The following is a 23,204-nucleotide window of genomic DNA, read 5'->3' on the forward strand; positions in this document are numbered from 1 at the left end:
GTCTGAAAAGTGGCCTTGCTTCAATTCCGCCAGGGACGCAAATGCTCATACACTCATGAGCGGCATTCTCGACCTTGAAACCAGGCTGCTCAACCGGGGGTTCTTCATCGCCACCCGCATTTATCCGGCAACCTCGGAGCAATCGGCTGGGCTCAGGTCAAGACCCTCAGCGGCGCACGACCCGCTACCCCATCATCTGCCCGGGAAGCCACGTCACCAGCCCGGGAAAGACATAGAGCAGGATCAGCGCCAGCACCATCAACAGGAAGTATGGCAGCGCGTAGACGGCGATGGTGCTGATCTGCTTGCCTGACAGCGCCTGCAGCACGAACAGGTTGAAGCCTACCGGCGGAGTGATCTGCGCCATCTCCACGACCACGATCACGAACACGCCGAACCACAGCGGATCGATGCCCGCCGCCTGGATCGTCGGCAGCAGCACCGCCATCGTCAGCACGATGATCGAGATGCCGTCGAGGAAGCAGCCGAGCAGCACGAAAAAGATCGCAAGGGCGAACAGCAGCATGCCGGGCGTGAGGTTGAGCGTGCCGATCCACTCAGCCAGATGGCGCGGCAGGCCGATGTAGCCCATCGCCAGGGTCAGGAAGGCCGAGCCGGCGAGAATGAGCGCGATCATGCAGTACAGCCGGGTGGCGCCCATGAGGCCGGCAATGAAGCTCTCGCGGGTCAGCGACTTCTGCGCCGCGGCGATGATCAGGCTGCCGATCACGCCTATCGCCGCCGCCTCGGTGGCGGTGGCGATACCCGAATAGATCGAGCCGAGTACGCCGGCGATCAGCAGTACCACCGGGATCAGGTTTCTCGACGCGGCGAGCTTCTGCATGAAGCTGGTCTTGAGGTCCGCCGGCGGGATCTTGCCGCGGTTCATCAGCGACCAGATCACCACCCAGCCCATGAACAAGGACGCGAGCAGAATGCCCGGCAGCACGCCCCCGATGAAGAGCTTGGAGATCGAAACATCGGCCGCCACGCCATACACGATCATGATGATCGAAGGCGGGATCAGCAGCCCGAGCGTGCCCGCGCCGGCCAGGGTGCCCAGCACCATGGACTCGGGATAGCCGCGGCGGCTGAGCTCGGGCATCGCAATCTTGCCGATGGTGGCGCAGGTCGCCGCCGACGAGCCCGACACCGCCGCGAACAGCGTGCAGCCGATCACGTTGGTGTGCAGCAGGCGGCCGGGCAGGCGCTCGAGCCAGGGCGACAGGCCCTTGAACATCTCCTGCGACAGCCGGGTTCGGAACAGGATTTCACCCATCCACAGGAAAAGCGGCAGCGCGGTCAGGGTCCAGCTCGAGCCGTGGCTCCAGATGGCAACGGCCATGCCGTCGCCGGGGGCGCGGGTGGTGAAGCCGAGCATGCCGAGGATGCCGATGGCCATCAGGGAGAGGCCGATCCAAAGGCCGCCGGCGAGCAGCAGTACCATCAGGCCGATGAGAACGAGTGCAGCGGTGAGTTCCATGATGGCCCCTTATTCCATGTGCGCCATTTCTTCGGCGCTGGCCTTGGCCAGGCGCTGCGGCTCGCGCCCGAGGCTGACCTGGATGAAGTCGTCGACCACGGCGATCAGCAGGATCACCGACCCGATCGCCATCGACAGCTGCGGGATCCACAGCGGCGTGGCGTCGATGCCCTGCGAGATCTCCTCGAATTCATGCGACTGCCAGGCCAGGCGTACCGCATACCAGGCGAGCATGGACGCCACTACCACGCCGGCGCCGTGCGCGAACCACTCCGCCACGCGCCGCATGCCCGGCCCGAGGCGCTCGATAACCAGGCTCACGCGAATGTGCTCGCCGTGCTTGAAGGTGTAGGCAAGCGCGAGGAAGCCGCAGGCCGCCATCGCATAGCCCGCGTAGTCATCGGTACCCGGCAGGTAGATGTTGAAAGGCCGGGTGAATACGCCGGCAGCGACCATCACCAGCGTGAAGATCATGCCGACGGCGGCGAGGGCACCGGACAGACGGTACAGCGAATCGAGGAACGCTCTCATGGCGGTCTCCGGAAAGGCCGGGGGCCGCACGTGCGGCCCCCGGCGACGGCACGGACTTACTTCAGCTTGCGGTAGGCGTCGAGGATGGCCTGACCATCGGAGCCTGCCTTCTCGGCCCATTCGGCCGCCATCTGCTCGCCGATCTTCAGCAGGTCGGCCTGCAGCGCGGCGGGCGCAGGCACCACCTTCATGCCGTTGGTCCTGAGCTGATCGATGTACCACGCGGTCTTCTCTTCCGAGACCTTCCAACCGCGCTCCTCGGCAGCGGCAGCCGCCTTGAGCAAGGCGTCGCGCGCGGGCTGGTCGAGCGCATCGAAGGCCTTCTGCGAGACGAACACGATGTTCTTCGGCAGCCAGGCCTGGATGTCGTAGTAGTGGCTGAGCTGCTCCCAGCTCTTGGTGTCATAGCCGGTGGCCGAGGAGGTCAGGTTGGCCGACACCACGCCGGTCGACAGCGCCTGAGTGAGGTCGGCGGCCTGCACGGTCACCGGTTGGCCACCCATGAGCTGGATCATGCGTGCCACGGTCGGGCTGTAGGAGCGGATCTTCATGCCCTTGAGGTCGCCGATCGTGTTGAGTTCGGTCTTCGAATACAGCCCCTGCGGCGGCCACGCCACCGAATACAGGATCTTCAGGCCGTTCTTCGCCAGGCGCGCCTCGACCGCCTCCTTCGACACCTGCCACAGCTTCCTCGAGTCCTCGTAGCCGGTGGCGAGAAAGGGCACGGTGTCGAGCGCATAGAGCGCATCCTCGTTGGCCAGGCCGGAGATGATCACCTCACCGATCTGCGCCTGACCGCCCTGCACCGCACGCTTGATCTCGTTGGCCTTGAACAGCGACCCGTTTGCGTGGACGGTGATCTTGAGCTTGCCGCCGGTGGCCTCGGCGACCTCGTTGGCGAACTGCTGGATGTTCTCGGTGTGGAAGTTGCTGGCCGGGTAAGGCGTGGGCATGTCCCAGACGGTCTGAGCCTGAGCAGCAGCGGCAATGCCGAGCCCAAGCATTGAAGCGGTGATCGCCTTTAGCAAAGGGTGCGAGAAAGTCATGGCATGTACTCCTGAGTATGGGAGGGCAAGCGCCCCGAGAGGCTGGTGATTAGGCGGCAACCTGCAATCCATAAGTCACCGTTATTGCACGATAGAGATTTTATGGTTATCTTGTCAACAAAACGTATACGTTTTTTTAACGAAACATATTTATAACGCACTCGAAATACCTTCAACTCCCTGAACACCCATCCCACCACTGCCCCGGAGACTGTCATGAGTGAGGCCAACCGCATCGTGTCTTCCCAACACCTGGTGTCATCCAAGTCGCCCGAACTGTCCGAGTTCGAGTTCGGCCTGATCATTGCGTGGCACGCCTTTGCGCGCTGGATGACTCGGTGCATGACGGCTGCCGGCGTCAAGGACATGACGCCGACCGACGTGCTGGTCCTGCACCACGTTGCCCACCGCGACATCGAGAAGCGCCTCGGTGACATCGCTTTCGTGCTCAACATTGAGGACACCCACGTGGTTTCCTACTCACTGCGCAAGCTGGCCGCTCTCGGCCTGGTAAAGAGTGCCAGGCGTGGCAAGGAAGCCTTCTTTTCGCTTACCGAACAAGGGCACGATGTGTGCATGGCATATCGCGATGTACGCGAGGATTGCCTGATGCCCGGATTCACCGGCACACCGGAAGACAACGCCCAGATCGGCGAACTCGCCCGTCTGCTGCGCACCCTGTCCGGCCGCTACGACCAAGCCGCCCGTGCGGCATCGACGTCGTCCCTGTAAGCCGGAGCGCGCCAGTGAGCCACCGCATCCTCGACGCCGGCGACGCCGCGCTGACCATCGAGTTCGGCAACGTCATCGACCCCGCCCTGCTCGCCGCCGTGAACGCCCTGGACGCCGCCATCCTGCGCCTGCAACATGGCGGCGGGCTACCGGGCGTGATCGAGTCCATGCCCACCTTCCGCTCGCTGACGGTGTTCTTCGACCCGCTCGTCACCGACCGCGACACCCTGCTCCCAGCGCTGCAGCCGCTGATCGACGCTGTCGAGCACTGCACACCCACGGACGGCCGCCACTGGCAGCTGCCCGTCTGCTACGAGGGCGAGGCCGCACCCGACCTCGCCGAAGTGGCGAGTACGCTCGGCATCGACGCCGCCGAGGTGGTGGCGCTGCACAGCGGCACCGAGTACCTGGTTTACATGCTGGGATTCCTGCCTGGTTTTCCCTTCATGGGTGATCTGGCCGAGCGCCTGCACCTGCCACGGCGCAGCCAGCCCCGCGTGCGTGTTCCCGCCGGCAGCGTGGCGATCGCAACCGGCCTTACCGCCATCTATCCTTGGGAAAGCCCCGGCGGCTGGCACCTGCTCGGACGCTGCCCGGTGCCGCTGTTCGACGCCCGCCGCGCATCGCCCTCACTGCTCGCCGCCGGCGACAAGGTGCGCTTCGTCCCCGTCAGCGCGGACGAATACCGCACACTCGAAGCCGGGCTACGCCGCGGCGAGATCGACCCGATGCAGTGGTGCGTCGCCGATGCCAGCAGCGCCAGAGAGGCTGCCGCATGAACGCCAGAACCGAACTCGAGATCGTCTCACCGGGCGCCTTCGCCTCGATCCAGGACGACGGCCGGCGCGGCTTCCGTCGCATCGGCGTGCCCTGGGCGGGCGTACTCGATCGCCAACTGATGCGCATCGCCAACGCTCTGGCCGGCCGCCCCGAGTACGCACCGGTGATCGAGTGCTTCGATGGCGGGCTGCATGTCGTGGCACACGGCGGCGCGGTGAAGCTGGCGGTCGCAGGGGACGCGGTGGTGGAGATCGATGACACCGGTGGACGCCGGCAGCTCGCCCCCTGGCGCTCGCTGACGCTGGCCGCAGGCGAGGCGCTGCGCATCCGCAAGATGGACAACGGCCGCATTGCCATGGTCGCGGTCGCAGGGCTCGATGTTGCAGCGGTGATGGGCAGTGCCTCGACCTATGCACGCGCTGGCCTCGGCGGGGCAAACGGCAGCGGCCGCGCGCTGACCACCGGCACACGCCTGGCCCTGGCCCCAGCCACTGACGAGAGCCGAGGCCTTGACCGCGTGCTCGCCCAAGCGCCCGCAGCCGACACGCGCCCGATCCGCGTGGTGCCCGGCCCGCAGGCCGACCATTTCGGCACCGATGCGCTGGCGACGCTGGTCAGCGGCAACTACCGCGTCAGCGCGGAAGCCGACCGCATGGGCATCCGCCTCGAAGGCGCGCGCCTCGAGCATGCCGGCGCCGCAGAAATTGTGTCCGACGCCACCGTGCCCGGCTCCATCCAGGTGCCCGGCGCCGGCCAGCCGATCGTACTGCTCGCCGACGCCCAGACCGCAGGCGGCTATCCGAAGATCGCCACCGTGATCACCGCCGACCTCGGCCGACTCGCCGCATTGCGCCCCGGACAGACGCTGCGCTTTGCCGCCGTTACGGCCACCGAAGGGGCACGGATCGCGCGCGCGACAGAGGCCGAGACCCGGGCATTGATCGCCTCGATCCGCCCTCTGCCTGCCGACGGCGTGGACCTGGTGGCGCTTTACAGCAGCAATCTGGTCGACGGCGTCGTTCATGCGCTCGGCCCCGAATACCGGCCGCTGTATTGAAACTCAGAGCCGCCCCTGCCTACGGAGACTTGCACATGAACAAGACCATCAATCTGAACGCCGACCTCGGCGAATCCTTCGGCGCCTGGACGATGGGCGAGGACGAGGCACTACTGCAGGTGGTGCGCTCGGCCAACATCGCCTGCGGTTTTCACGCCGGTGACCCGGTCGTGATGCGCCACACCGTGCGTTGTGCGCTTGCCGCCGGGGTCAGCCTGGGCGCCCATCCCGCCTACCCCGATCTGCAGGGCTTCGGCCGCCGGCCGATGAAGATGGCGCCAGCCGAACTCGAAGCCATGATCATCTATCAGGTTGGTGCGCTCGCCGGCTTGGCCGCGGCCGAAGGTGGGCGCGTCACACACGTCAAGCCACATGGCGCGCTGAACAACCAGGCCTGCGAGGATGCAGCGCTCGCTGACGCGGTGGCGCGTGCGGTGAGCGCCATCGACCCACAGCTCATTCTGCTCGCCCCCGTGTTGTCCGAGCTGTACTTCGCCGGCCAGCGTGCAGGCCTTCAGGTCGCTGGCGAGATCTTTGCCGACCGCGCCTACACCGACAGTGCCACCCTGGTGCCACGCGCTCAGCCGGGCGCCGTCATCCATGACCCTGAGCAGCTCGTCTCCCACGTGCTGCGCATGCTCGACGCCGGCGCCGTAGTCAGCCAGAACGGCAAGGTCCTGCCGGCGACGATGGACAGCATCTGCGTACATGGCGACACCCTGGGCGCGGTGGATAGCGCACGGCTGCTGCGCACTGCGCTGGAAGCGCGCGGCTGGACGGTGAGCGCGCTACCCGCACTGCGCCATGGCTGAAGCGCAGCCTGCATGCTGTGGCGCTGTTCCGCGCACACACTCCACCGCTCGCGGTGAAGGTGTACTCAAAACGCGATGGCGACGCCGAAGTGCAAGCGCAGGCTGCGCGCCTGGTGGCCCCATGCGAGGTCGATTGCGAGCGGCCCAGCCGGGCTGCGCCAGCGCGCTCCAACGCCATAACCGACGCGCAGATCGAAGTCGTCGCGCGTATCCGCGGCATCACCTGCATCCACGAATACGGCGCCCCCCCACTGCGGCTTGAACCAGTGCACATACTCTGCACTCGCCGCTGCGAGGAAGCGGCCACCGACGGTGGCGCTGCCCTCCCTGACGCCGAGGCTCTGGTAGTCGTAGCCGCGCACGGTCTGCGCGCCACCGGTGCGGAAAAGGAAGTCCTGCGGGATACCCTCACGGCTGTCTGCAACCGTCATGCCCGCCTCGGCGCGCAGGATGAAGACATCGCTGCCGCGCACCGGCTGATAGCGAACGAAGCGCGAATACAAGCGGACGAAGTCCTGCTCGGCCAAGGCGATCGCGGTACCACCGCCAACCTGGTACTCGAATACATAGCCACGGGTGGGATCGAGCAGGTCATCAACCGCCCGCTTCACCCATGTCCAGTTTGCGGTAAGGGTGTTGTTGGAACGCTGCGGCGCACCAGCGGGCGCGATGTTCTCGTGCTGCAAGCGCAGCGCCAACTGGGTTTCGATGTCGCCACGGGTTGCACTGCGGGTCGCGCCCACGGCTTGCGAGGTGACGACGAGGTTCTCGAGATCACTGCGCTCGACGAGCGCGCCGAAGCTGTCGCGATGCCGCCCCTTAGGCGGCAGGAACACGTCGGCGTACAGCGCCTGGCGGCGCTGCTCGACACGCAGGCCGGTGGCGAACTCCCAGCCACGGCCACGCAGGTTGGAGTCGCGATAGGTGGTCTCGACGCGCGCCCCGGTGTTGGTGGAGAAACCCGCCCCGAAACCAACGTACTTCGGCAGCGCCTCGGTCACCTGCACCCGTATCGGTACTGCTGCAGCCAATGCGGGGTCGCGCTCGATGTCGACGATCACCGAGCCAAAGTGCGGCGTATTCTGCAAGCCGGTCTGGAAAGCCAGAAGCTCTTCGCGGTCGTATGGCGTACCCGGTCGCAAAAGGCTGTAGCGCTGAACGAGGTCGGCCGGCAGATGCTCGAGCCCCTCGACCTCGAGAGCACCGAGGTAAAAGGCCGGCCCGCTGTCGAGCGTCACGCTGAGCCTTGCCGTTGCGGCCTCGGGATCGATCTCTGCACGGCTGCGAACGATGCGGGCGGCGGCGTAGCGACGCGCGCTTACGGCATCGAGGAGTTGCTGCTTCGCGCCGTCCCACGCGCCCTGAGTGAAGGCGTCGCCCACCGGCAGGGACCAACGCGAACGCAGGTCCTGGAGACGCTCGAGCTCCGCAGTGGCGCCGGGCGCGGCAAGCTCGCCCTCGAACTCGATGTTGACCGCCGCAATCGTGGTACGCGGCCCGGGTTCGACCTGAATTACCCACTGCCCGGCCGCGCTGCGGTCGATGCGGACACGCGGGCTGAAGTAGCCCTCGGTGGCAAGCAACTCGGCGACCTCACGGCGCGTCCGCCGTGTCATCGCCGCGCGGTCGGCGTCCGCCTCGGGAACCACAAGGTCTGCACGACGCAGCAGGCGAACGTGACGCTCGAGCAAGGGCTTGACGGCATCGGGCGCATCCAGGCCGACCGCCAGTGCCTGCTGCGCATACGCGCCGGGCACGGGGAGCAGCGCCAGCCCCCCAAGCACAGCGGCAACCCGCACCAAGCACCGCATCCGACCCACCCGGCTCAAGCCTCGAGGTGATAGGAGACGACGCGCTCGACTTCGTTCTTCGAGCCCAGGATCACCGGCACGCGCTGGTGCAGCTCGGTGGGCTTGAGGTCCATGATGCGCTCACGACCGGTAGAGGCTGCGCCGCCAGCCTGCTCGACCAGCATCGCCATCGGGTTGGCCTCGTACATGAGACGCAGCTTGCCCCCCTTTGCACGGCACTTCTCATCCATTGGGTACATGAAGATGCCGCCACGGGTCAGGATGCGATGGACGTCGGCGACCATCGACGCCACCCAGCGCATGTTGTAGTCCTTGCCGAGCGGGCCGCCCTTGCCCGCCTGCATCTCATCCACGTAGCGCTTCACCGGCTGCTCCCAGAAGCGCGCATTGGATGCGTTGATGGCGAACTCCTGGGTGTCGACCGGGATGGTCATGAACGGCTGGGTATATACGAAGCTACCCATCTCGCGATCGAGGGTGAAGCCATGCACACCATTACCGACGGTGAGAACCAACTGGGTCGACGGGCCATACACCGCATAACCTGCAGCGACCTGCTCGCTGCCCGGTTGCAGGAAGTTGGCCTCGGTCGGCTCGCTGCCGCCCGCGGGGTTGCGCAACACCGAGAAGATCGTGCCCACGGAGATATTCACGTCGATGTTCGAGGAGCCGTCGAGCGGATCGAACAGCAGCAGGAAACCACCTTTGGGATAGTCGAACGGAATCTGGTGCACGGTCTCGACCTCTTCCGAGGCCATGGCCGCAAGGTGGCCACCCCACTCATTGGCCTGCAGCAGGATCTCGTTGGCGATCACGTCGAGCTTCTTCTGCGCCTCGCCCTGCACGTTGTCGGTACCGGCCTCGCCGAGCACGCCGGCGAGCGCCCCCTTGGATACGTTGACGCTGATGGCCTTGACCGCACGCGCAACAACCTCGATCAGCAGACGCAGATCGGGGCTAATGCGACCTGCACGCTGCTGCTCGATCAGGAACTGGGTAAGGGTGACACGGCGCATGAAGGAACTCCAATCGACTCGATAGACGGACAGGCGTGGATTATCGCGGTTCCACGCCGGCAGCGCACGGGGTAAATGCCCTTAGCACTGCCGGCAAGCGGTTCCGCGCGCTGAAGCGCGGGGGTATGATCGCAGCCCCGGAACCCATCCCCGGCCCTCAACAGAAGGCGCACGCCCCACCCATGCATGTCCTGGTCCTCGGTGCCGGCCTCTCCGGCGTCACCACAGCCTGGTATCTGCACCAGGCCGGGTTCGACGTCAGCATCGTCGACCGCCAACCCGCGGCAGCGCTCGAGACCAGTTACGCGAACGGCGGCCAGATCTCGATCAGCCACCCGGAGCCCTGGGCCAACCCGGGTGCACCGCTGCAAGTGCTGCGCTGGCTCGGCCGTGACGATGCGCCGCTGATGTTCCGCCCCACCACCGACCCGGCCCAGTGGCAGTGGGGGGCGCGCTTTCTGTTCGAATGCCTGCCCTGGCGGACACGCCGCAATACGGCTGCGATCGCGCACCTGGCGCGCTGGAGCGGCGAGCGCCTGCGCGCCCTGCGCGCGGAACTCGACCTGCACTACGAACAGCTCGAACGCGGCATCCTGCATCTGTTTCACAGCCCGGCAGAGTTCTCCCAGGCCGGCAGGCGGGTGCAGGAACTCACGCACTTCGGCATCGCAGCCCGGGTCTGCACCAAAGCCGAATGCCTGCGCATCGAGCCCGCACTCGCGGCACAGGCGGACTCGCTGGCAGGCGGGCTGTATGCGCCAGGCGACGAGTCGGGCGACGCCCACCTCTTCACCCAGATGCTTGCCCTGCGCCTGTCGACCGCTGGGGCACGCATGCACTGGGGGTGCGAGATCATGCGCATCCTGAGCGCTGCGGTAGCCGGGCGGGAGTGCGTCGAGGCCGTCGAAATCCGCGACACGCGCGGCGAGTTGCATCTGCTGCATGCCGACGCCTTCGTTGTCTGCCTGGGCAGCTACGGCCCGCGTCTGCTCGCACCGCTGGACGAAAAGCTACCGATCTATCCGGTAAAGGGCTACTCGATCACGGCACCGGTGGTCGACCCGAGCCGCGCGCCCAGCGTAAGCCTGACCGACGAATCCCGCCGCATCGTCTGCTCGCGACTCGGCGATCGACTGCGCATCGCAGGCACGGCGGAACTCAATGGGTTCGATACGAGGATCAGGCCGGAACGCGTAGCGGGAATCCTCGACTGGGCGCGCACCCGCTTCCCGGGTGCAATCGACATCGCCGAGGCCGAAGCCTGGGCCGGGCTGAGGCCGGCAACACCCGGCAATGTTCCGGTGATCGGCCGCGGCCGGCACGACCGGCTGTGGTTCAACACCGGGCACGGAACGCTGGGCTGGACGCTGGCCTGCGGCTCAGCCGCAGCCCTGGCCGAACTCATGAGCGGACGCCAGCCCGCGCTCGACTTTCCTTTCCGCGACGGCCGCAGGACCTGAAAACCGCGTCGCGATCAACTGCAACGCGCAGGGAATACGCCAGCAGAGTGCCCTGGTCAGCCCGAACAGGCCGGGCTACGCGCAGTCTCCGGCTGGCATGCGGACTCCGCACTGAGGCTGGCGCACGCACAGCCTTCACCGCGCTGCTCGCCCTCGGCGAGCGCAGGCAGCACGCCAGCCTCGAAGTCGAACCCTACGCTCTGCAAATGGAATGCGAGCGCGGCATCCATGCCGTCGACATGATTGCGGAACCAGGCCGGCAACTCCTCGACCAGGCGTTTGAAGAAGAAGGTGTCGCCCCCCGCGACGCGCTTGCGGATGTCGTACATGACTGCAAGCACGCGATCGTGCTCGGCGCGATGGCAACCTGGAAAGTCGACGGCTTCCATCCACCCGTTCTCGAGCGCAAAGTGCTCTTCGGTGTGCGCGATGAGCGCATCGAAGGCCGCCAGCAACTGCTCGGGCGCCGCCTCGACTACCGCGTTGTAGCACGCCACGAACTCGCGGTGGGTGGCGTCCATCGGCTCGAGCTTGTTCTCGAGCGCTTCGCTCCAAACCAGACCTGTCACGGCATGCTCCTTACTTGACCAGCTTGAGATGACTGCCGCGCGGCGGGCGTGGAGAGGCATCGCCGGCGCCATCTGCAGCTTCGGCGCGGGCCTGTGCCGCCGCGTCGCCCATGTCTTCGACCACGGCCTCCGTGCCGGCAGCTTCTTCGCCGTCGACAGCCTCATCCTCGAGGCCGGCCGCGTCCTCTTCGAACTCAGGCTCGAAGGCCATGCCCTGCCCGTTCTCCCGCGCATAGATGGCGATCACGTTGGCGACAGGGATGACCAGCGAGTGTGCAACACCACCGAAGCGCGCCTGGAAGCTGATGAAGTCGTTCTCCATCTGCAGTTGGCCCGTGGCGTCAGGGGCGAGATTCAGCACGATCTGGCCATCGCGGGCGTAACCGGGCGGAACACGCGTGTGCTCGTCAACGGCAGTTGCGATATAGGGCGTGAAACCCTGGTCGATGCACCACTGCCAGATTGCGCGCAGCAGATACGGCTTGGTCGAAACGATGCTCATCTTCACTCCGTTGATCGGGGCTGCGCCACATGGACGCCCGCCCCGGCCCGCTCAGCGGCGCATGACCTTCTCGGACGGGGTCAGTGCGTCAATGAAGCCCTGGCGGCTGAAAATGCGCTCGGCGTATTTCATCAACGGCGCGGCAGCCTTGGGCAGCTCGATACCGTAGTGCTCGAGGCGCCACAGCAGCGGCGCGATCGCGACGTCAAGCATCGAGAACTCGTCACCCAGCATGAACTTCTGCTTGGTGAACACCGGCGCGAGCTGAGTCAGGTGGTCACGCACATGGGTGCGCACCTTGTCGACACCCTTCTGCCCGGCCTCGAGCGCCTCGAGGTGCGTGAACAGCTCCTGCTCGAAGGTATGCAGCAACTGACGTGCACGAGCGCGCATGATCGGGTCGGGCGGCATCAGCTGCGGATGCGGGAAGCGCTCGTCGATGTACTCGTTGATGATGTTGGACTCGTAGAGCACGAGGTCGCGATCCACCAGCACCGGCACGCGGTTGTAGGGATTGATGACGGCGATGTCTTCGGGCTTGTTGTAGAGATCGACGTCGATGACTTCGAAATCCATGCCCTTTTCGAACAGCACGATCCGGCAGCGGTGACTGAAGGGATCGGTCGTGCCGGAATAAAGGTTCATCATGGTGTTGCCACTCCGGAATTCATAAAGCAAAAGCGCACCACGCGGTAGCGCGTGGTGCGTCTGGGGTCGGACCGCGCTAACCGGCCTTGCGGCCTGCCGCGTTTTCGATCAATGAATGTCCTTCCAGTAGTTCTTCTTCAGCGCGTAGCTGAGCACGAACATGCCGGCCAGGAAGATCAGCACGACGGTACCGATCGCCTTGCGCTTCTCGGCGATCGGCTCGCTCATCCAGACCATGAAGGACACGAGGTCGGCGACGGCCTTGTCGTACTCTTCTACGCTCAGCTTGCCCGGCTTGGCGAGCGACAGCTGCACGTTCTTGGTGCCATCGGCGTTCTCGGTGATGTTGGCCACCTGCTCGCCCTGCAGCTCCCAGAACACGTGCGGCATGCCCACGTTCTCGAACACCACGTTGTTCCAGCCCGAGGGACGCTCCGTGTCACGGTAGAACTGACGCAGATAGGTGTAGAGCCAGTCCGCACCACTGCCGTCCCCCGAGTTGCGCTGGCGCGCTACCAGGGTCAGGTCGGGCACCGCGGTGCCGAACCAGACCTTGGCATCGGCCGGGCGCATGGCCACAGTCATCAGATCACCGACGCGCTCGGCGGTGAACATCAGATTGTCACGGATTTCCTGCTCGGACAGGCCGATGTTGGTGAGCATGTTGTAGCGCTTGAAGCTCGCGCTGTGACAGCTCAGACAGTAGTTGACGAACAGCTTGGCGCCATGCTGCAGGGCAGCCGGATCTGTACTGACCGGGGCCTTGTCGAGCTGCACCGAGGCCGCCGCCGCCAGCGCCACGGCCGGGGCGAACAGCAGCACCGCTGCTGCCCGCTTGATGAGGTTGATCACGCGCATTTTCATTTGAAAGTCACCCTTTCCGGTTCGGGTTTGCACTTGTCGAGCTTGCTGTACCACGGCATCAGCAGGAAGAAGGCGAAATACAGCACCGAGCAGATCTGCGACACCAGGGTGCGACCCGGGGTCGGCGGCAGCACGCCAAGGTAACCGAGGATGATGAAGCACACCACGAAGATGGCAACTGCAGCCTTGAAGATCGGGCCCTTGTAGCGCATCGACTTCACCGGGCTGCGATCCAGCCACGGCAGGAAGGCGATGATCACCACCGAGGCCCCCATCGCGACCACACCCCAGAACTTCGCATCGAGGCCGAACAGCGGGAAGGTGACCGCGCGCAGGATCGAGTAGAAGGGCGTGAAGTACCAGACCGGCGCGATGTGCGGCGGGGTCTTCAGCGGGTCAGCGGGAATGAAGTTGTTGTACTCGAGGAAGTAGCCACCACCTTCAGGCGCAAAGAACACCACCGCGCTGAAGAAGAACAGGAAGGCGACGACGCCGACGATGTCCTTTACCGTGTAGTACGGATGGAAGGGGATGCCGTCGAGCGGGATGCCGTTGGCGTCCTTCTTCTTCTTGATCTCGACACCGTCCGGGTTGTTGGAACCAACCTCGTGCAGCGCGATGATGTGCGCAACGACGAGGCCGATCAGCACCAGCGGCACGGCGATGACGTGGAAGGAGAAGAAGCGGTTCAGCGTGGCGTCGGACACGACGAAATCGCCGCGGATCACCAGCGCCAGATCGGGCCCGATGAGAGGAATCGCCGAGAACAGGTTCACGATCACCTGCGCGCCCCAGAAGGACATCTGCCCCCACGGCAGCAGGTAGCCCATGAAGGCTTCGGCCATCAGCACCAGGAAGATCAGGGTACCGAAGATCCAGATCAGCTCGCGCGGCTTGCGATAGGAACCGTAGAGCAGGCCACGGAACATGTGCAGGTACACAACGACGAAGAACGCCGACGCGCCGGTCGAGTGCAGGTAGCGGATCAACCAGCCACCCGGCACTTCACGCATGATGTACTCGACACTGGCGAAGGCCACCGGCACGCCCGAGGCGTTGAGCGAGGCATCCGGCTTGTAGTGCATGACCAGGAAGATGCCGGTGAGGATCTGGATGACCAGCACCAGCAGGGCGAGCGAACCGAAGAAATACCAGAAGTTGAAGTTCTTCGGCGCGTAGTACTCGGTGAGATGCCCCTTGATCGACGACGTAAGCGGAAAACGCTCGTCGATCCAGTTGAGCAGGGCTTGTGATTTGGTCGTCATCGCTTAGGCCTTCCCGTCTTCGCCAACAAGAATGGTGGAATCCGCGAGGTACTGGTGCGGCGGCACTTCGAGGTTGTCCGGCGCCGGCATGCTGCTGTAGACGCGACCGGCCAGATCGAAGAGCGAGCCATGGCAGGGGCACAGGAAGCCACCCTGCCAGTCGGCGCCCATGCCGCTCTCGGCACCCATCTTGAACTTCTCGGACGGGGAACAGCCGAGGTGGGTACAGATACCCACGGCGACGAGGTACTCCGGCTTGATGGAGCGATGCTTGTTCTTTGCGTAGTCCGGCTGCATCGGCTTGTCCGAATTCGGATCGCTGACGCGCGCATCGGTCGCATCGAGCGACGCGAGCATTTCGGGCGTGCGGCGCAGCACCCACACCGGCTTGCCCCGCCACTCCACCGTCATCATCTCGCCCGGAGCGAGCTTGCTCACATCAACTTCGACCGGCGCACCGGCTGCCTTGGCGCGCTCGGACGGCGTCAGGCTGGCAACAAACGGCACCGCGGTCGCCACTGCGGCCACGCCGCCGGCGGCGGACGTAGCGAGCAGCAGAGTGCGGCGGCTGCTGTCCATCTTTTGATCAACGCTCATGACCCTCTTCCCAGAAAGGAAAATGAAAGACCTGGATACAGATAACCCGAGAATTATACCGGAGTCACCGCAGCAGAGAAAGCGCAAAGCGCGCATCGCCTTCTGCCACAAGGCTTTCCGCGACAATGCGAGGGCTTTCGGTCGGTCTCCGGGCGGGTCAAATGTGGCGCTGCAGCATCCTCGCCACCGGCCGCGTCATGAAGCCTGGGATGGGTCAGAGCGCACGCCGCTCCACCAGGGCCTGGGCAATGGTGCCGGTGTCGGTATGCTCGAGCTCTCCACCAACCGGCACCCCACGCGACAGGCGGCTCACCTTGACCCCACGCGCTGCGAGCAGGGTGGCCACCGTGTGCGCCGTTGCCTCGCCCTCGTTGGTGAAGTTGGTGGCAAGGATCACCTCGCGCACGCTGTCGTCCGTCGCCCGCGCGATCAGCTTGTCCAGGCCGAGCTCACGTGGCCCGATGCCATCGAGCGGCGACAAGCGCCCCATCAGCACGTAGTAGAGGCCATTGTAGGTCTGGGTCTGTTCGATCATCGCCAGATCGGCCGGCATTTCCACCACGCACAACAGAGACGCGTCGCGGCGAGGATTTGCGCAGCGCTGGCACACCACCTCCTCGGAAAACGTATTGCAGCGCTCGCAGTGACGCAACACTTCGAGCGCATGCGTGAGCGCACGACCAAGGCGCGCTGCGCCGCGCTGGTCGCGCTGCAGCAGGTGGTAGGCCATGCGCTGGGCCGACTTCGGCCCCACTCCGGGCAGGCAACGCAGCGCCTCGATCAGCTCGTCGAGGCTGGACGGCGACATCGGACGGCTGCGCTCAGAACGGCAGCTTCATGCCGGGCGGCAGATTCAAGCCCGCGGTGACACTCGCCATCTTGTCCTGGGTGGCGGTTTCGACCTTGCGCACCGCATCGTTGAGCGCCGCGGCGACGAGATCCTCGAGCATCTCCTTGTCATCCATGACCGAGGCATCGATGGAGACGCGGCGCACATCGTACTTGCAGGTCATCTGCACCTTGACCATGCCGGCACCGGACTGCCCCTCGACTTCGATCGAGGCCAGTTGGTCCTGCATCTTCTTCATGTTTTCCTGCATCTGCTGGGCCTGCTTCATCAGGCCGGCAATACCGCCTTTCATCATGATGTGCGCTCCGTCGTATGGTTGGGATTCAGGGTAAATGTTTCAGGAAGGGTGTGCCGCAGGCCGACACCGCAAGCAGCGGCTCAAAGCGGCTTCACGGTACTCTCGACGAGCGTGGCATCGAAACGTTCGATCAGCTCGCGTACGAAGGGATCGGCCTCGAGCGCGGCAACGGCCTCGGCATGGCGCGCACGACGCTCGACCTCGTCGCGCTGCGCCGGCGTCTCACCGGCAATGTCGCCGACGATGATGCGCAGTTTGAGCGTACGCCCGAGGGCCGACGACAGACTGTCCTGCAGGCGCTCGAGCGCCCCTGGATTCATGTCGAGCAGATGACGGTGCGCCACTGACAGGCGCAACTGCAGGCCCTCATCGCTGAAATCGACCCATTCGCAATGCTGGGCAAGTTCGCGCACGAGGCCACCGAGTTCAAGCGCACGCACCAGCCCGCGCCAATCACCAAGCGCGAACAGGGTCGCAGCATCGCCGCGTGCAGGCTTGCCGGCAGCTGCATCCGGCGCCATCGTCGCCTCCGGCACTACCACGGACTTCTCTGCGGCAGCAGCCACTGAGGCAGAAGCCACCGGGGCAGGAGCGGGCGCTGACGCAGCCTCGCTCGCTGCTCCCAGCGAAGACGACACGGCATGCACGCGTTCGACAACGGCCGCGCTGTCGGCATAGGCCTCGGGCGGCAGATCCTCCCACGGCGGCACGTCATGCCCCGACACCGCTTGCGCGGTGCCGACCGCCGCCGGCTTGGCCTCGGCAGGCTGCGGAGCCATCGCTGGCGGCCGCTCTGCGGCAGGCTGTGCGACCGCGGCAGGTGGCGGTGTTATGGCCGCGACCGGCGGCTCCGGCCTCGCCGCAGCAACCGACGCGGACACCGTTGGCGCCGGCCTCGCCGACGCAGGCACCGCCCGCGCCAAGCCACCACCCCCAGGCGCCACGCCCGGCCCACCGAGCGCTGCGGGTTGCTCGGGACGGAATGCATGCAGGCGCAGCAGCGTCATCGTGAAGCCGGTGTACTCATCCGGCGCAAGCGGTAGCTCGTCACGGCCGTGGATGGCGATCTGATAGGCAAGCTGCAGGAACTCGGCATCGAAGGCCTGCACGTAGGCCGCCACGCGCGCGCGCTCGAGTTCGTCGGTGATCGCCTCGGGCGCAAACTGCGCCAGGGCAATGCGGTGCAGCAGCGTCGCCAGCGACTGCAGGGCCGCATCGAAGGCCAAGCTGCGCGCCTCCATGCCATCAGCCACTCGCAGCAGCGCAGGGACATCAGCCGCGACCAGGGCATCGAGCACCGCGTACAGATGGTCGTCGCCCACCGTGCCCAGCATGTGGGTAACCTGCTCCTCCTCGACCTTGCCCGCGCCATGCGCGATCGCCTGGTCGAGCAGGGACAGCGCATCTCGCATCGAGCCGTTCGCCGCCTTGGCGAGGTGGCGCAATGCACCAGGCTCGAATGACACCTGCTCAGCCTGCAGGATGCGCGTGAGGTGCTCGACGATATGCCCCTGCGGCATCTGCTTGAGGTTGAACTGCAGGCAGCGCGACAGCACCGTTACCGGGATCTTCTGCGGGTCGGTGGTGGCGAGGATGAACTTGACGTGCTCGGGCGGCTCCTCGAGCGTCTTCAGCATGGCGTTGAAGGCATGCCCGGTGAGCATGTGCACTTCGTCGATCATGTACACCTTGTAGCGCCCCTGCACCGGCGCATACACCGCCTTGTCGAGGAGCGCCGCCATATCGTCCACGCCACGGTTCGAAGCCGCATCCATCTCGACGTAATCGGGAAAGCGGTCGGCGTCGATCGCGCGACAGGCGTCGCAGGTGTTGCACGGCTCGGGGGTGATGCCGGTCTCGCAGTTGAGCGCCTTGGCCAGAATGCGGCTAATCGTCGTCTTGCCGACACCGCGCGTGCCCGTAAACAGCCAGGCGTGATGCAGACGGCCGGTGGCGAGCGCATGCGACAGCGCACGCACCACGTGCTCCTGACCGACCAGCGTACCGAAGGACTTCGGCCGCCACTTGCGCGCAAGGACCTGATAGCTCATGGCGGGCGATTCTAGCAGAGCGTGGCCGCCGCGCCCCCCCCTGCAGTAGCAGCGCCCGCCGCGAGGGCCCGAAGGAGACTGCACTCGGATCTGCCGGGGTATCAGCGGAATCGATGGCCTGCGCCGCTGCGCCCGTGGGCTGCTCCACCGAACTGATTGGCATCGAAACTTCCTGCCGCCGGGAAAGTGTCGGCATTCCTTACACATGCCCGCCCCAACTCGGCGTCGATCACAGCCGGCTGCGACTTGCCAGCGGGATATACCACTCGCACAAAAATTGCTTCGACCACTCTGTCCGGGCGAACACCGGACACCTACAAAACAACAACCCGCAGGAGACTCGCATGAACACAAGAAACAGCTTATCGCCGCAGAGGGTAGCCCTGACGGCGGCAATGAGCCTTTGCCTGCTGCAGGCGAGCACGGCGGACGCCGCCATCACCGTCAGCGACAGCTATCACTTCCTGGACAATCGCAGCGACAACTCCGTACGCATCTTCGCCGGCGTAAGGCAGACGATCGGCGCCTTGAACGTCACCCCCAATCCAGGCTCCACACCCAGCGCCGCCACCCAGATCATCGCCACCCAGGACGGTGTGCACTACACCAGTCTCGTCTACGATCCGGTCACCGTCGCGCCGAACCAGTATGCGCGCTCGGTCGGGGACGGCATGCTGTTCTTCAATGCCGAGTTGGGTGAGAACGTGCCCTACAACCCCAGCACGGCCGGCTGGAGCCTGTTCGGTCGGAGCGACCCGACGGATGCATATGCCGCTGTCGGCACCCTGCCCTCCATCGAAGGCGCAACTGTGCTGCCCTTCGTCTCCAACATGCGTGTCAGCGGCAGTGGCGAGGACATGACCTTCAATTGGGGGGTCTATGAAGATTCGAGCCACGACAGCGTGCGGGTGCAGATATGGAGCCTGGACTACAAGCCCGGTGACTCCATCTCGGGCGACATCCTGTTCAGCCGCAGCTTCATGGCGCCCGATGTGTCCTCGTTCCGGATCGGCGATTATGCCGATCTCGGCACCCTGCTGAGCGGCGACAAGATGTACTCGGTCGAGGTCAGCCTGATCGACCGCCGCGACGAATCCGCGCCGGTGTCGAACGCCAACATCCTGAGCCGCTCGCGCAGCTTCTTCGACTTCATGCTGCTGCCCGAAGGGGCGCCGGACGGTGTCTACCTGCCCAGCGGCGGAATCGACCCGACCGGCGATACGGTATTCAAGTTCACCATCGAGCGCGTCACTCCCGACGAGATCATCTTCATAGATCCGCTCGTGGCTGTCGGTTACGACTATGCCATCGGCGCTGGCGACCCGCTGATCCGCGCCGTGCTGCTCCCGACCGGGATCGGCGATTCACTCTACGATATCGAACTCTGGGACGGCAGCGCGTGGGTGCCCTTCAAGACCAACATCCTTGGCGGCGAAGAACTCGTGTTCGATGACGACGGCGTCGACCGCTTCCGCGTGCTTGGGATCGAGACCACCGCCGGACTGGACCCGGCCAACCCGCTGGCCTTCATCACCGGCCTGCGTTTTGCCGAGGAAGGACGCTTTACCGGCACGATGACACCGCTGACCGAGTTCGTCGCCCCCGTCCCCGAGCCCGGCGTCCTCGTGCTCATCGCTGCGGGACTGCTCGGCTGGTGCCTGACGCGTCGGGCCTCCTGAGCTGTCTCGTGCTTCCGGACGGGCATTGCCGAGGCCAATCGGCGCGATGATGCGTTTCGATTGGCCTCTCCTGAGCGAGCGACGTAAGCTGCCTCTAGCGGGATGGGGCTTGCAGGAGCAGGGACGAGGCCACCCGGGCTTGTTCGACAGGCGCGCGCCCCACTTGTCGCCGCGAATCGGAAGGAGCCGATGATGAACACCGGACGCAAGGAACTTGAAACGCTTTTCGACCTGCTGTGCGAGATGTGCGCCGATTACGCGCAGTCTCAGTAACTGAGGGCAAGGGTGGGGTCGCCCCCATCCTTGCTCAGTGCTCGATTCAACGCACGAGCATTCCCCGCGCCTCGAGCCATGCCAGCACGGTGTCGGCCGCCGCGTCGAGGTCAAGCCGGGTGGTGTCGAGGCGCAGTTCAGGCTCTTCCGGCGCCTCGTAGGGCGAGTCGATGCCAGTGAAGTTCTTCAGCTCGCCGCGCCGGGCCTTCTTGTAGAGGCCCTTCACGTCGCGTGCCTCGGCGACTTCGAGCGGGGTGTCGACAAAGACCTCGACGAACTCACCCTCTTCGACCAGGCCGCGCGCCATACGGCGTTCGGACTTGAAGGGCGAGATGAAGGCGGTGAGCACGATGAGGCCGGCATCCACCATCAGCTTTGCGACTTCGGCCACGCGGCGGATGTTCTCGACGCGATCGGCGTCGGTGAAGCCGAGGTCCTTGTTCAGCCCGTGGCGCACGTTGTCACCGTCGAGCAGGTAAGTGTGGTGGCCCAGCGCGTGCAGCTTCTTCTCGACCAGGTTGGCGATCGAGGACTTGCCCGCACCCGACAGGCCGGTGAACCAGAGCACGCAACCGTGCTGGTTCTTGAGCGCAGCACGCGCCTGCTTGTTCACGTCAACGTGTTGCAGGTGGATGTTGTGTGCCCGGCGCAGCGCGAAGTGCAGCAGGCCAGCACCGACGGTGTTGTTGGACAGCCGGTCGATGAGGATGAAGCCGCCGGTGTCACGGTTGTCGCGATAGGCATCGAAGGCGATCGGACGGTCGAGGCTGATGTTGCACACGCCGATCGCGTTCAGTTCGAGCTTCTTGACCGCGACATGCTCGAGCGTGTTCACATTGACCTGGTACTTGATGTCGGTGATCGTTGCCGTCACCGTGCGTGCGCCGATCTTGAGCAGGTAGGGTCGCCCGGCGAGCATGGGCTCGTCGTGCATCCAGTTGATCGTGCATTCGAACTGGTCGGCGACCTCGGCCGGCGCCTCGACCGTGGAGATCACGTCGCCGCGCGAAATGTCGATCTCGTCGGCCAGCGTGAGCGTGACCGACTGCCCGGCCACCGCCTGTGCCAGGTCGCCGTCCAGAGTCACGATCCGCGCTACCGTGCTCTCGCGCCCCGAGGGCTGAACGCGGATGCGATCACCCGGCTTGACCACACCGCTGGCGATGGTGCCGGCAAAACCGCGGAAATCGAGGTTCGGGCGATTGACCCACTGCACGGGCAGGCGGAAGGCGGCGCGCTGCATGCGGCAATCGTCCACCTCGACGGTCTCGAGATAACCCATCAGCGTGGTGCCGTGGTACCAGGGCATGTTGTCGCTGGGGGCAATGATGTTGTCGCCCTTGAAGGCGGACATCGGGATGAAGGTGATGCCCTCGAGACCGAGCTGCGCTGCGAAGGCGCGGTAGTCCTCGACGATCTCGCGGAAGATGGGCTCGGCGTAGCCCACCAGGTCCATCTTGTTGATGGCGACCACGACGTGGCGGATGCCGATCAGCGACACCAGGTAGCTGTGGCGGCGCGTCTGGGTGAGGATGCCCTTGCGCGCATCGACCATCAGGATCGCCGCATCCGCCGTGGAAGCGCCGGTGACCATGTTGCGGGTGTACTGCTCGTGTCCCGGGGTGTCGGCGACGATGAACTTGCGCTTGTCGGTGGAGAAGAAGCGGTAGGCCACGTCGATCGTGATGCCCTGCTCGCGCTCGGCCGCCAGGCCATCGACCAGCAGCGCGAAGTCGATCTGGTCGCCCTGGGTGCCGAACTTCTTCGAGTCGGCCTCGACCGCGGCAAGCTGGTCCTCGAACAGCATCTTCGATTCGTAGAGCAGGCGGCCGATGAGCGTACTCTTGCCGTCATCCACGCTGCCGCAGGTGATGAAGCGCAGCAGGCTCTTCTTCTCGTGCTGACGCAGGTACTGCTCGATGTCGGTGGCGATGAGGTCGGAAACGTGTGCCATGTCAGAAGTACCCCTCTTGTTTCTTCTTTTCCATGGAAGCGGCGGAATCGTGGTCGATCACCCGGCCCTGGCGCTCGGAGGTCTTGGTGAGCAGCATTTCCTGGATGATCGCCGGCAGCGTGTCGGCCTCGGACTCGATGGCGCCGGTCAGCGGGTAGCAGCCCAGGGTGCGGAAGCGCACCTTCATCATCATCGGCACCTCGCCGGGCTTCAAGGGCATGCGGTGGTCGTCGACCATGATCAGCGTGCCGTCGCGCTCGACCACCGGGCGCTCGGCGGCGTAGTACAGCGGCACGATGGGGATGTTCTCGAGGTAGATGTACTGCCAGATGTCGAGTTCGGTCCAGTTCGACAGCGGGAACACACGGATCGACTCGCCCTTGTGCTTTCTGGCGTTGTAGAGCTTCCACAGCTCGGGGCGCTGGTTCTTCGGGTCCCAGCGGTGCTGCGCGGTGCGGAACGAGAACACGCGCTCCTTGGCGCGCGACTTCTCCTCGTCGCGGCGCGCACCGCCGAAGGCGACGTCGAAGCCGTACTGGTCGAGCGCCTGCTTGAGGCCCTCGGTCTTCATGATGTCGGTGTGGATCGCCGAGCCGTGGGTGAAGGGGTTGATGTCCTTCTCCACACCCTCGGGGTTGATGTGCACCAGCAGGTCCATGCCTGTCTGCTGGGCCATGCGGTCGCGGAAGCGGTACATCTCCTGGAACTTCCAGCGCGTATCGACGTGCAGCAGCGGAAACGGCGGCACCGCGGGGTAGAAGGCCTTCATCGCCAGGTGCAGCATCACCGCGCTGTCCTTGCCGACCGAGTACAGCATGACCGGGTTGTCGGCTTCGGCGACGACCTCGCGCAGGATGTGGATGCTTTCGGCTTCGAGCCGTTGCAGGTGGGTCAGGCTGCTCGCTGCGGGACTGTGCATGGGCATC

At 65.2% G+C, this 23,204-nt stretch carries 22 protein-coding genes; 6 read left to right on the plus strand and 16 right to left on the minus strand.

The features are described 5' to 3' along the window. Nucleotides 1-184: 184 nt before the first annotated feature. The 3 genes from C662_RS07355 to dctP are packed head-to-tail and all read right to left on the minus strand — an operon-like array spanning nucleotide 185 to nucleotide 3,060. A complete protein-coding gene (locus tag C662_RS07355) occupies nucleotides 185-1,483 on the minus strand; it encodes a TRAP transporter large permease (protein ID WP_002926789.1) in 1,299 nt (432 codons plus the stop codon). A gap of 9 nt (nucleotides 1,484-1,492) precedes the next feature. Next, nucleotides 1,493-2,014: a TRAP transporter small permease gene (locus C662_RS07360; RefSeq protein ID WP_002926790.1), complete on the minus strand. Its 522-nt coding sequence runs from the start codon at nucleotides 2,012-2,014 to the stop codon at nucleotides 1,493-1,495. Between the two features lie 56 nt (nucleotides 2,015-2,070). Beyond that, the gene (gene dctP / locus C662_RS07365) at nucleotides 2,071-3,060 is read right to left on the minus strand and encodes a TRAP transporter substrate-binding protein DctP (RefSeq protein ID WP_002926792.1); all 990 of its coding nucleotides are present in this window, start codon (nucleotides 3,058-3,060) and stop codon (nucleotides 2,071-2,073) included. A gap of 216 nt (nucleotides 3,061-3,276) precedes the next feature. Here dctP and C662_RS07370 point away from each other — a divergent pair, with 216 nt between their 5' ends. From C662_RS07370 to C662_RS07385, 4 genes are read left to right on the plus strand one after another with little or no spacing between them, the layout of a single operon-like run. After that, nucleotides 3,277-3,792: a winged helix DNA-binding protein gene (locus C662_RS07370; RefSeq protein WP_002926793.1), complete on the plus strand. Its 516-nt coding sequence runs from the start codon at nucleotides 3,277-3,279 to the stop codon at nucleotides 3,790-3,792. A gap of 14 nt (nucleotides 3,793-3,806) precedes the next feature. Continuing rightward, a complete protein-coding gene (gene pxpB / locus C662_RS07375) occupies nucleotides 3,807-4,571 on the plus strand; it encodes a 5-oxoprolinase subunit PxpB (RefSeq protein WP_002926796.1) in 765 nt (254 codons plus the stop codon). Then, nucleotides 4,568-5,629, plus strand: coding sequence for a biotin-dependent carboxyltransferase family protein (locus C662_RS07380; protein WP_002926797.1), 1,062 nt, complete (start codon nucleotides 4,568-4,570; stop codon nucleotides 5,627-5,629). Before pxpB ends, C662_RS07380 begins: the two co-directional genes overlap by 4 nt. 35 nt (nucleotides 5,630-5,664) lie before the next feature. Beyond that, on the plus strand, nucleotides 5,665-6,441 hold the full coding sequence (locus C662_RS07385) for a LamB/YcsF family protein (protein ID WP_002926799.1): 777 nt from the start codon (nucleotides 5,665-5,667) through the stop codon (nucleotides 6,439-6,441). A gap of 65 nt (nucleotides 6,442-6,506) precedes the next feature. Here C662_RS07385 and C662_RS07390 read toward each other — a convergent pair whose 3' ends face one another. Together C662_RS07390 and C662_RS07395 are read right to left on the minus strand one after the other, a co-directional pair. Further along, on the minus strand, nucleotides 6,507-8,252 hold the full coding sequence (locus tag C662_RS07390; protein WP_037984273.1) for an autotransporter assembly complex protein TamA: 1,746 nt from the start codon (nucleotides 8,250-8,252) through the stop codon (nucleotides 6,507-6,509). Nucleotides 8,253-8,266: 14 nt separating this feature from the next. Beyond that, the gene (locus C662_RS07395; protein ID WP_002926803.1) at nucleotides 8,267-9,268 is read right to left on the minus strand and encodes a class 1 fructose-bisphosphatase; all 1,002 of its coding nucleotides are present in this window, start codon (nucleotides 9,266-9,268) and stop codon (nucleotides 8,267-8,269) included. 182 nt (nucleotides 9,269-9,450) lie between these two features. On the opposite strand from C662_RS07395, the gene C662_RS07400 reads away from it, so the two are divergent. After that, complete coding sequence (locus tag C662_RS07400; protein WP_002926805.1) at nucleotides 9,451-10,728, plus strand: D-amino acid dehydrogenase; 1,278 nt, start codon at nucleotides 9,451-9,453, stop codon at nucleotides 10,726-10,728. 56 nt (nucleotides 10,729-10,784) lie between these two features. On the opposite strand, the gene C662_RS07405 is transcribed toward C662_RS07400, so the two are convergent. The 9 genes from C662_RS07405 to dnaX form a co-directional block, all read right to left on the minus strand. Next, nucleotides 10,785-11,297 carry a hemerythrin domain-containing protein gene (locus tag C662_RS07405; RefSeq protein ID WP_002926807.1) on the minus strand — a complete coding sequence of 171 codons (513 nt, stop codon included), beginning with the start codon at nucleotides 11,295-11,297 and terminating at the stop codon, nucleotides 10,785-10,787. A 10-nt stretch (nucleotides 11,298-11,307) separates the two neighbouring features. Further along, entirely contained in the window at nucleotides 11,308-11,799 is a 492-nt protein-coding gene (locus tag C662_RS07410) for a ClpXP protease specificity-enhancing factor (protein ID WP_002926808.1), read from the minus strand. Nucleotides 11,800-11,850: 51 nt separating this feature from the next. Next, nucleotides 11,851-12,447, minus strand: coding sequence for a glutathione S-transferase N-terminal domain-containing protein (locus C662_RS07415; protein ID WP_002926809.1), 597 nt, complete (start codon nucleotides 12,445-12,447; stop codon nucleotides 11,851-11,853). Nucleotides 12,448-12,555: 108 nt separating this feature from the next. Next, the gene (locus C662_RS07420) at nucleotides 12,556-13,311 is read right to left on the minus strand and encodes a cytochrome c1 (RefSeq protein ID WP_037984276.1); all 756 of its coding nucleotides are present in this window, start codon (nucleotides 13,309-13,311) and stop codon (nucleotides 12,556-12,558) included. Continuing rightward, nucleotides 13,308-14,576, minus strand: coding sequence for a cytochrome b (locus tag C662_RS07425; RefSeq protein WP_002926815.1), 1,269 nt, complete (start codon nucleotides 14,574-14,576; stop codon nucleotides 13,308-13,310). The genes C662_RS07420 and C662_RS07425 overlap by 4 nt, the downstream gene beginning before the upstream one ends. A gap of 3 nt (nucleotides 14,577-14,579) precedes the next feature. Beyond that, on the minus strand, nucleotides 14,580-15,173 hold the full coding sequence (gene petA / locus C662_RS07430) for a ubiquinol-cytochrome c reductase iron-sulfur subunit (RefSeq protein ID WP_002926818.1): 594 nt from the start codon (nucleotides 15,171-15,173) through the stop codon (nucleotides 14,580-14,582). Between the two features lie 214 nt (nucleotides 15,174-15,387). Further along, the gene (gene recR, locus C662_RS07435; protein WP_002926820.1) at nucleotides 15,388-15,981 is read right to left on the minus strand and encodes a recombination mediator RecR; all 594 of its coding nucleotides are present in this window, start codon (nucleotides 15,979-15,981) and stop codon (nucleotides 15,388-15,390) included. 13 nt (nucleotides 15,982-15,994) lie between these two features. Next, nucleotides 15,995-16,318 (minus strand): YbaB/EbfC family nucleoid-associated protein, encoded by a 324-nt coding sequence (locus tag C662_RS07440; RefSeq protein WP_002926821.1) that lies wholly within the window; start codon nucleotides 16,316-16,318, stop codon nucleotides 15,995-15,997. Nucleotides 16,319-16,401: 83 nt separating this feature from the next. Beyond that, complete coding sequence (gene dnaX, locus C662_RS07445; RefSeq protein WP_002926822.1) at nucleotides 16,402-18,372, minus strand: DNA polymerase III subunit gamma/tau; 1,971 nt, start codon at nucleotides 18,370-18,372, stop codon at nucleotides 16,402-16,404. A gap of 344 nt (nucleotides 18,373-18,716) precedes the next feature. On the opposite strand from dnaX, the gene C662_RS07450 reads away from it, so the two are divergent. Then, the gene (locus tag C662_RS07450) at nucleotides 18,717-20,051 is read left to right on the plus strand and encodes a PEP-CTERM sorting domain-containing protein (protein ID WP_232433233.1); all 1,335 of its coding nucleotides are present in this window, start codon (nucleotides 18,717-18,719) and stop codon (nucleotides 20,049-20,051) included. Between the two features lie 319 nt (nucleotides 20,052-20,370). On the opposite strand, the gene cysN is transcribed toward C662_RS07450, so the two are convergent. After that, entirely contained in the window at nucleotides 20,371-22,278 is a 1,908-nt protein-coding gene (gene cysN, locus C662_RS07455) for a sulfate adenylyltransferase subunit CysN (protein ID WP_002926824.1), read from the minus strand. Between the two features lies 1 nt (nucleotide 22,279). Beyond that, on the minus strand, nucleotides 22,280-23,203 hold the full coding sequence (cysD, locus tag C662_RS07460) for a sulfate adenylyltransferase subunit CysD (protein ID WP_002926825.1): 924 nt from the start codon (nucleotides 23,201-23,203) through the stop codon (nucleotides 22,280-22,282). Nucleotide 23,204 lies beyond the last annotated feature (1 nt).

The organism is Thauera sp. 28 (assembly GCF_000310145.2).
GTDB classification, from domain to species: domain Bacteria; phylum Pseudomonadota; class Gammaproteobacteria; order Burkholderiales; family Rhodocyclaceae; genus Thauera; species Thauera mechernichensis.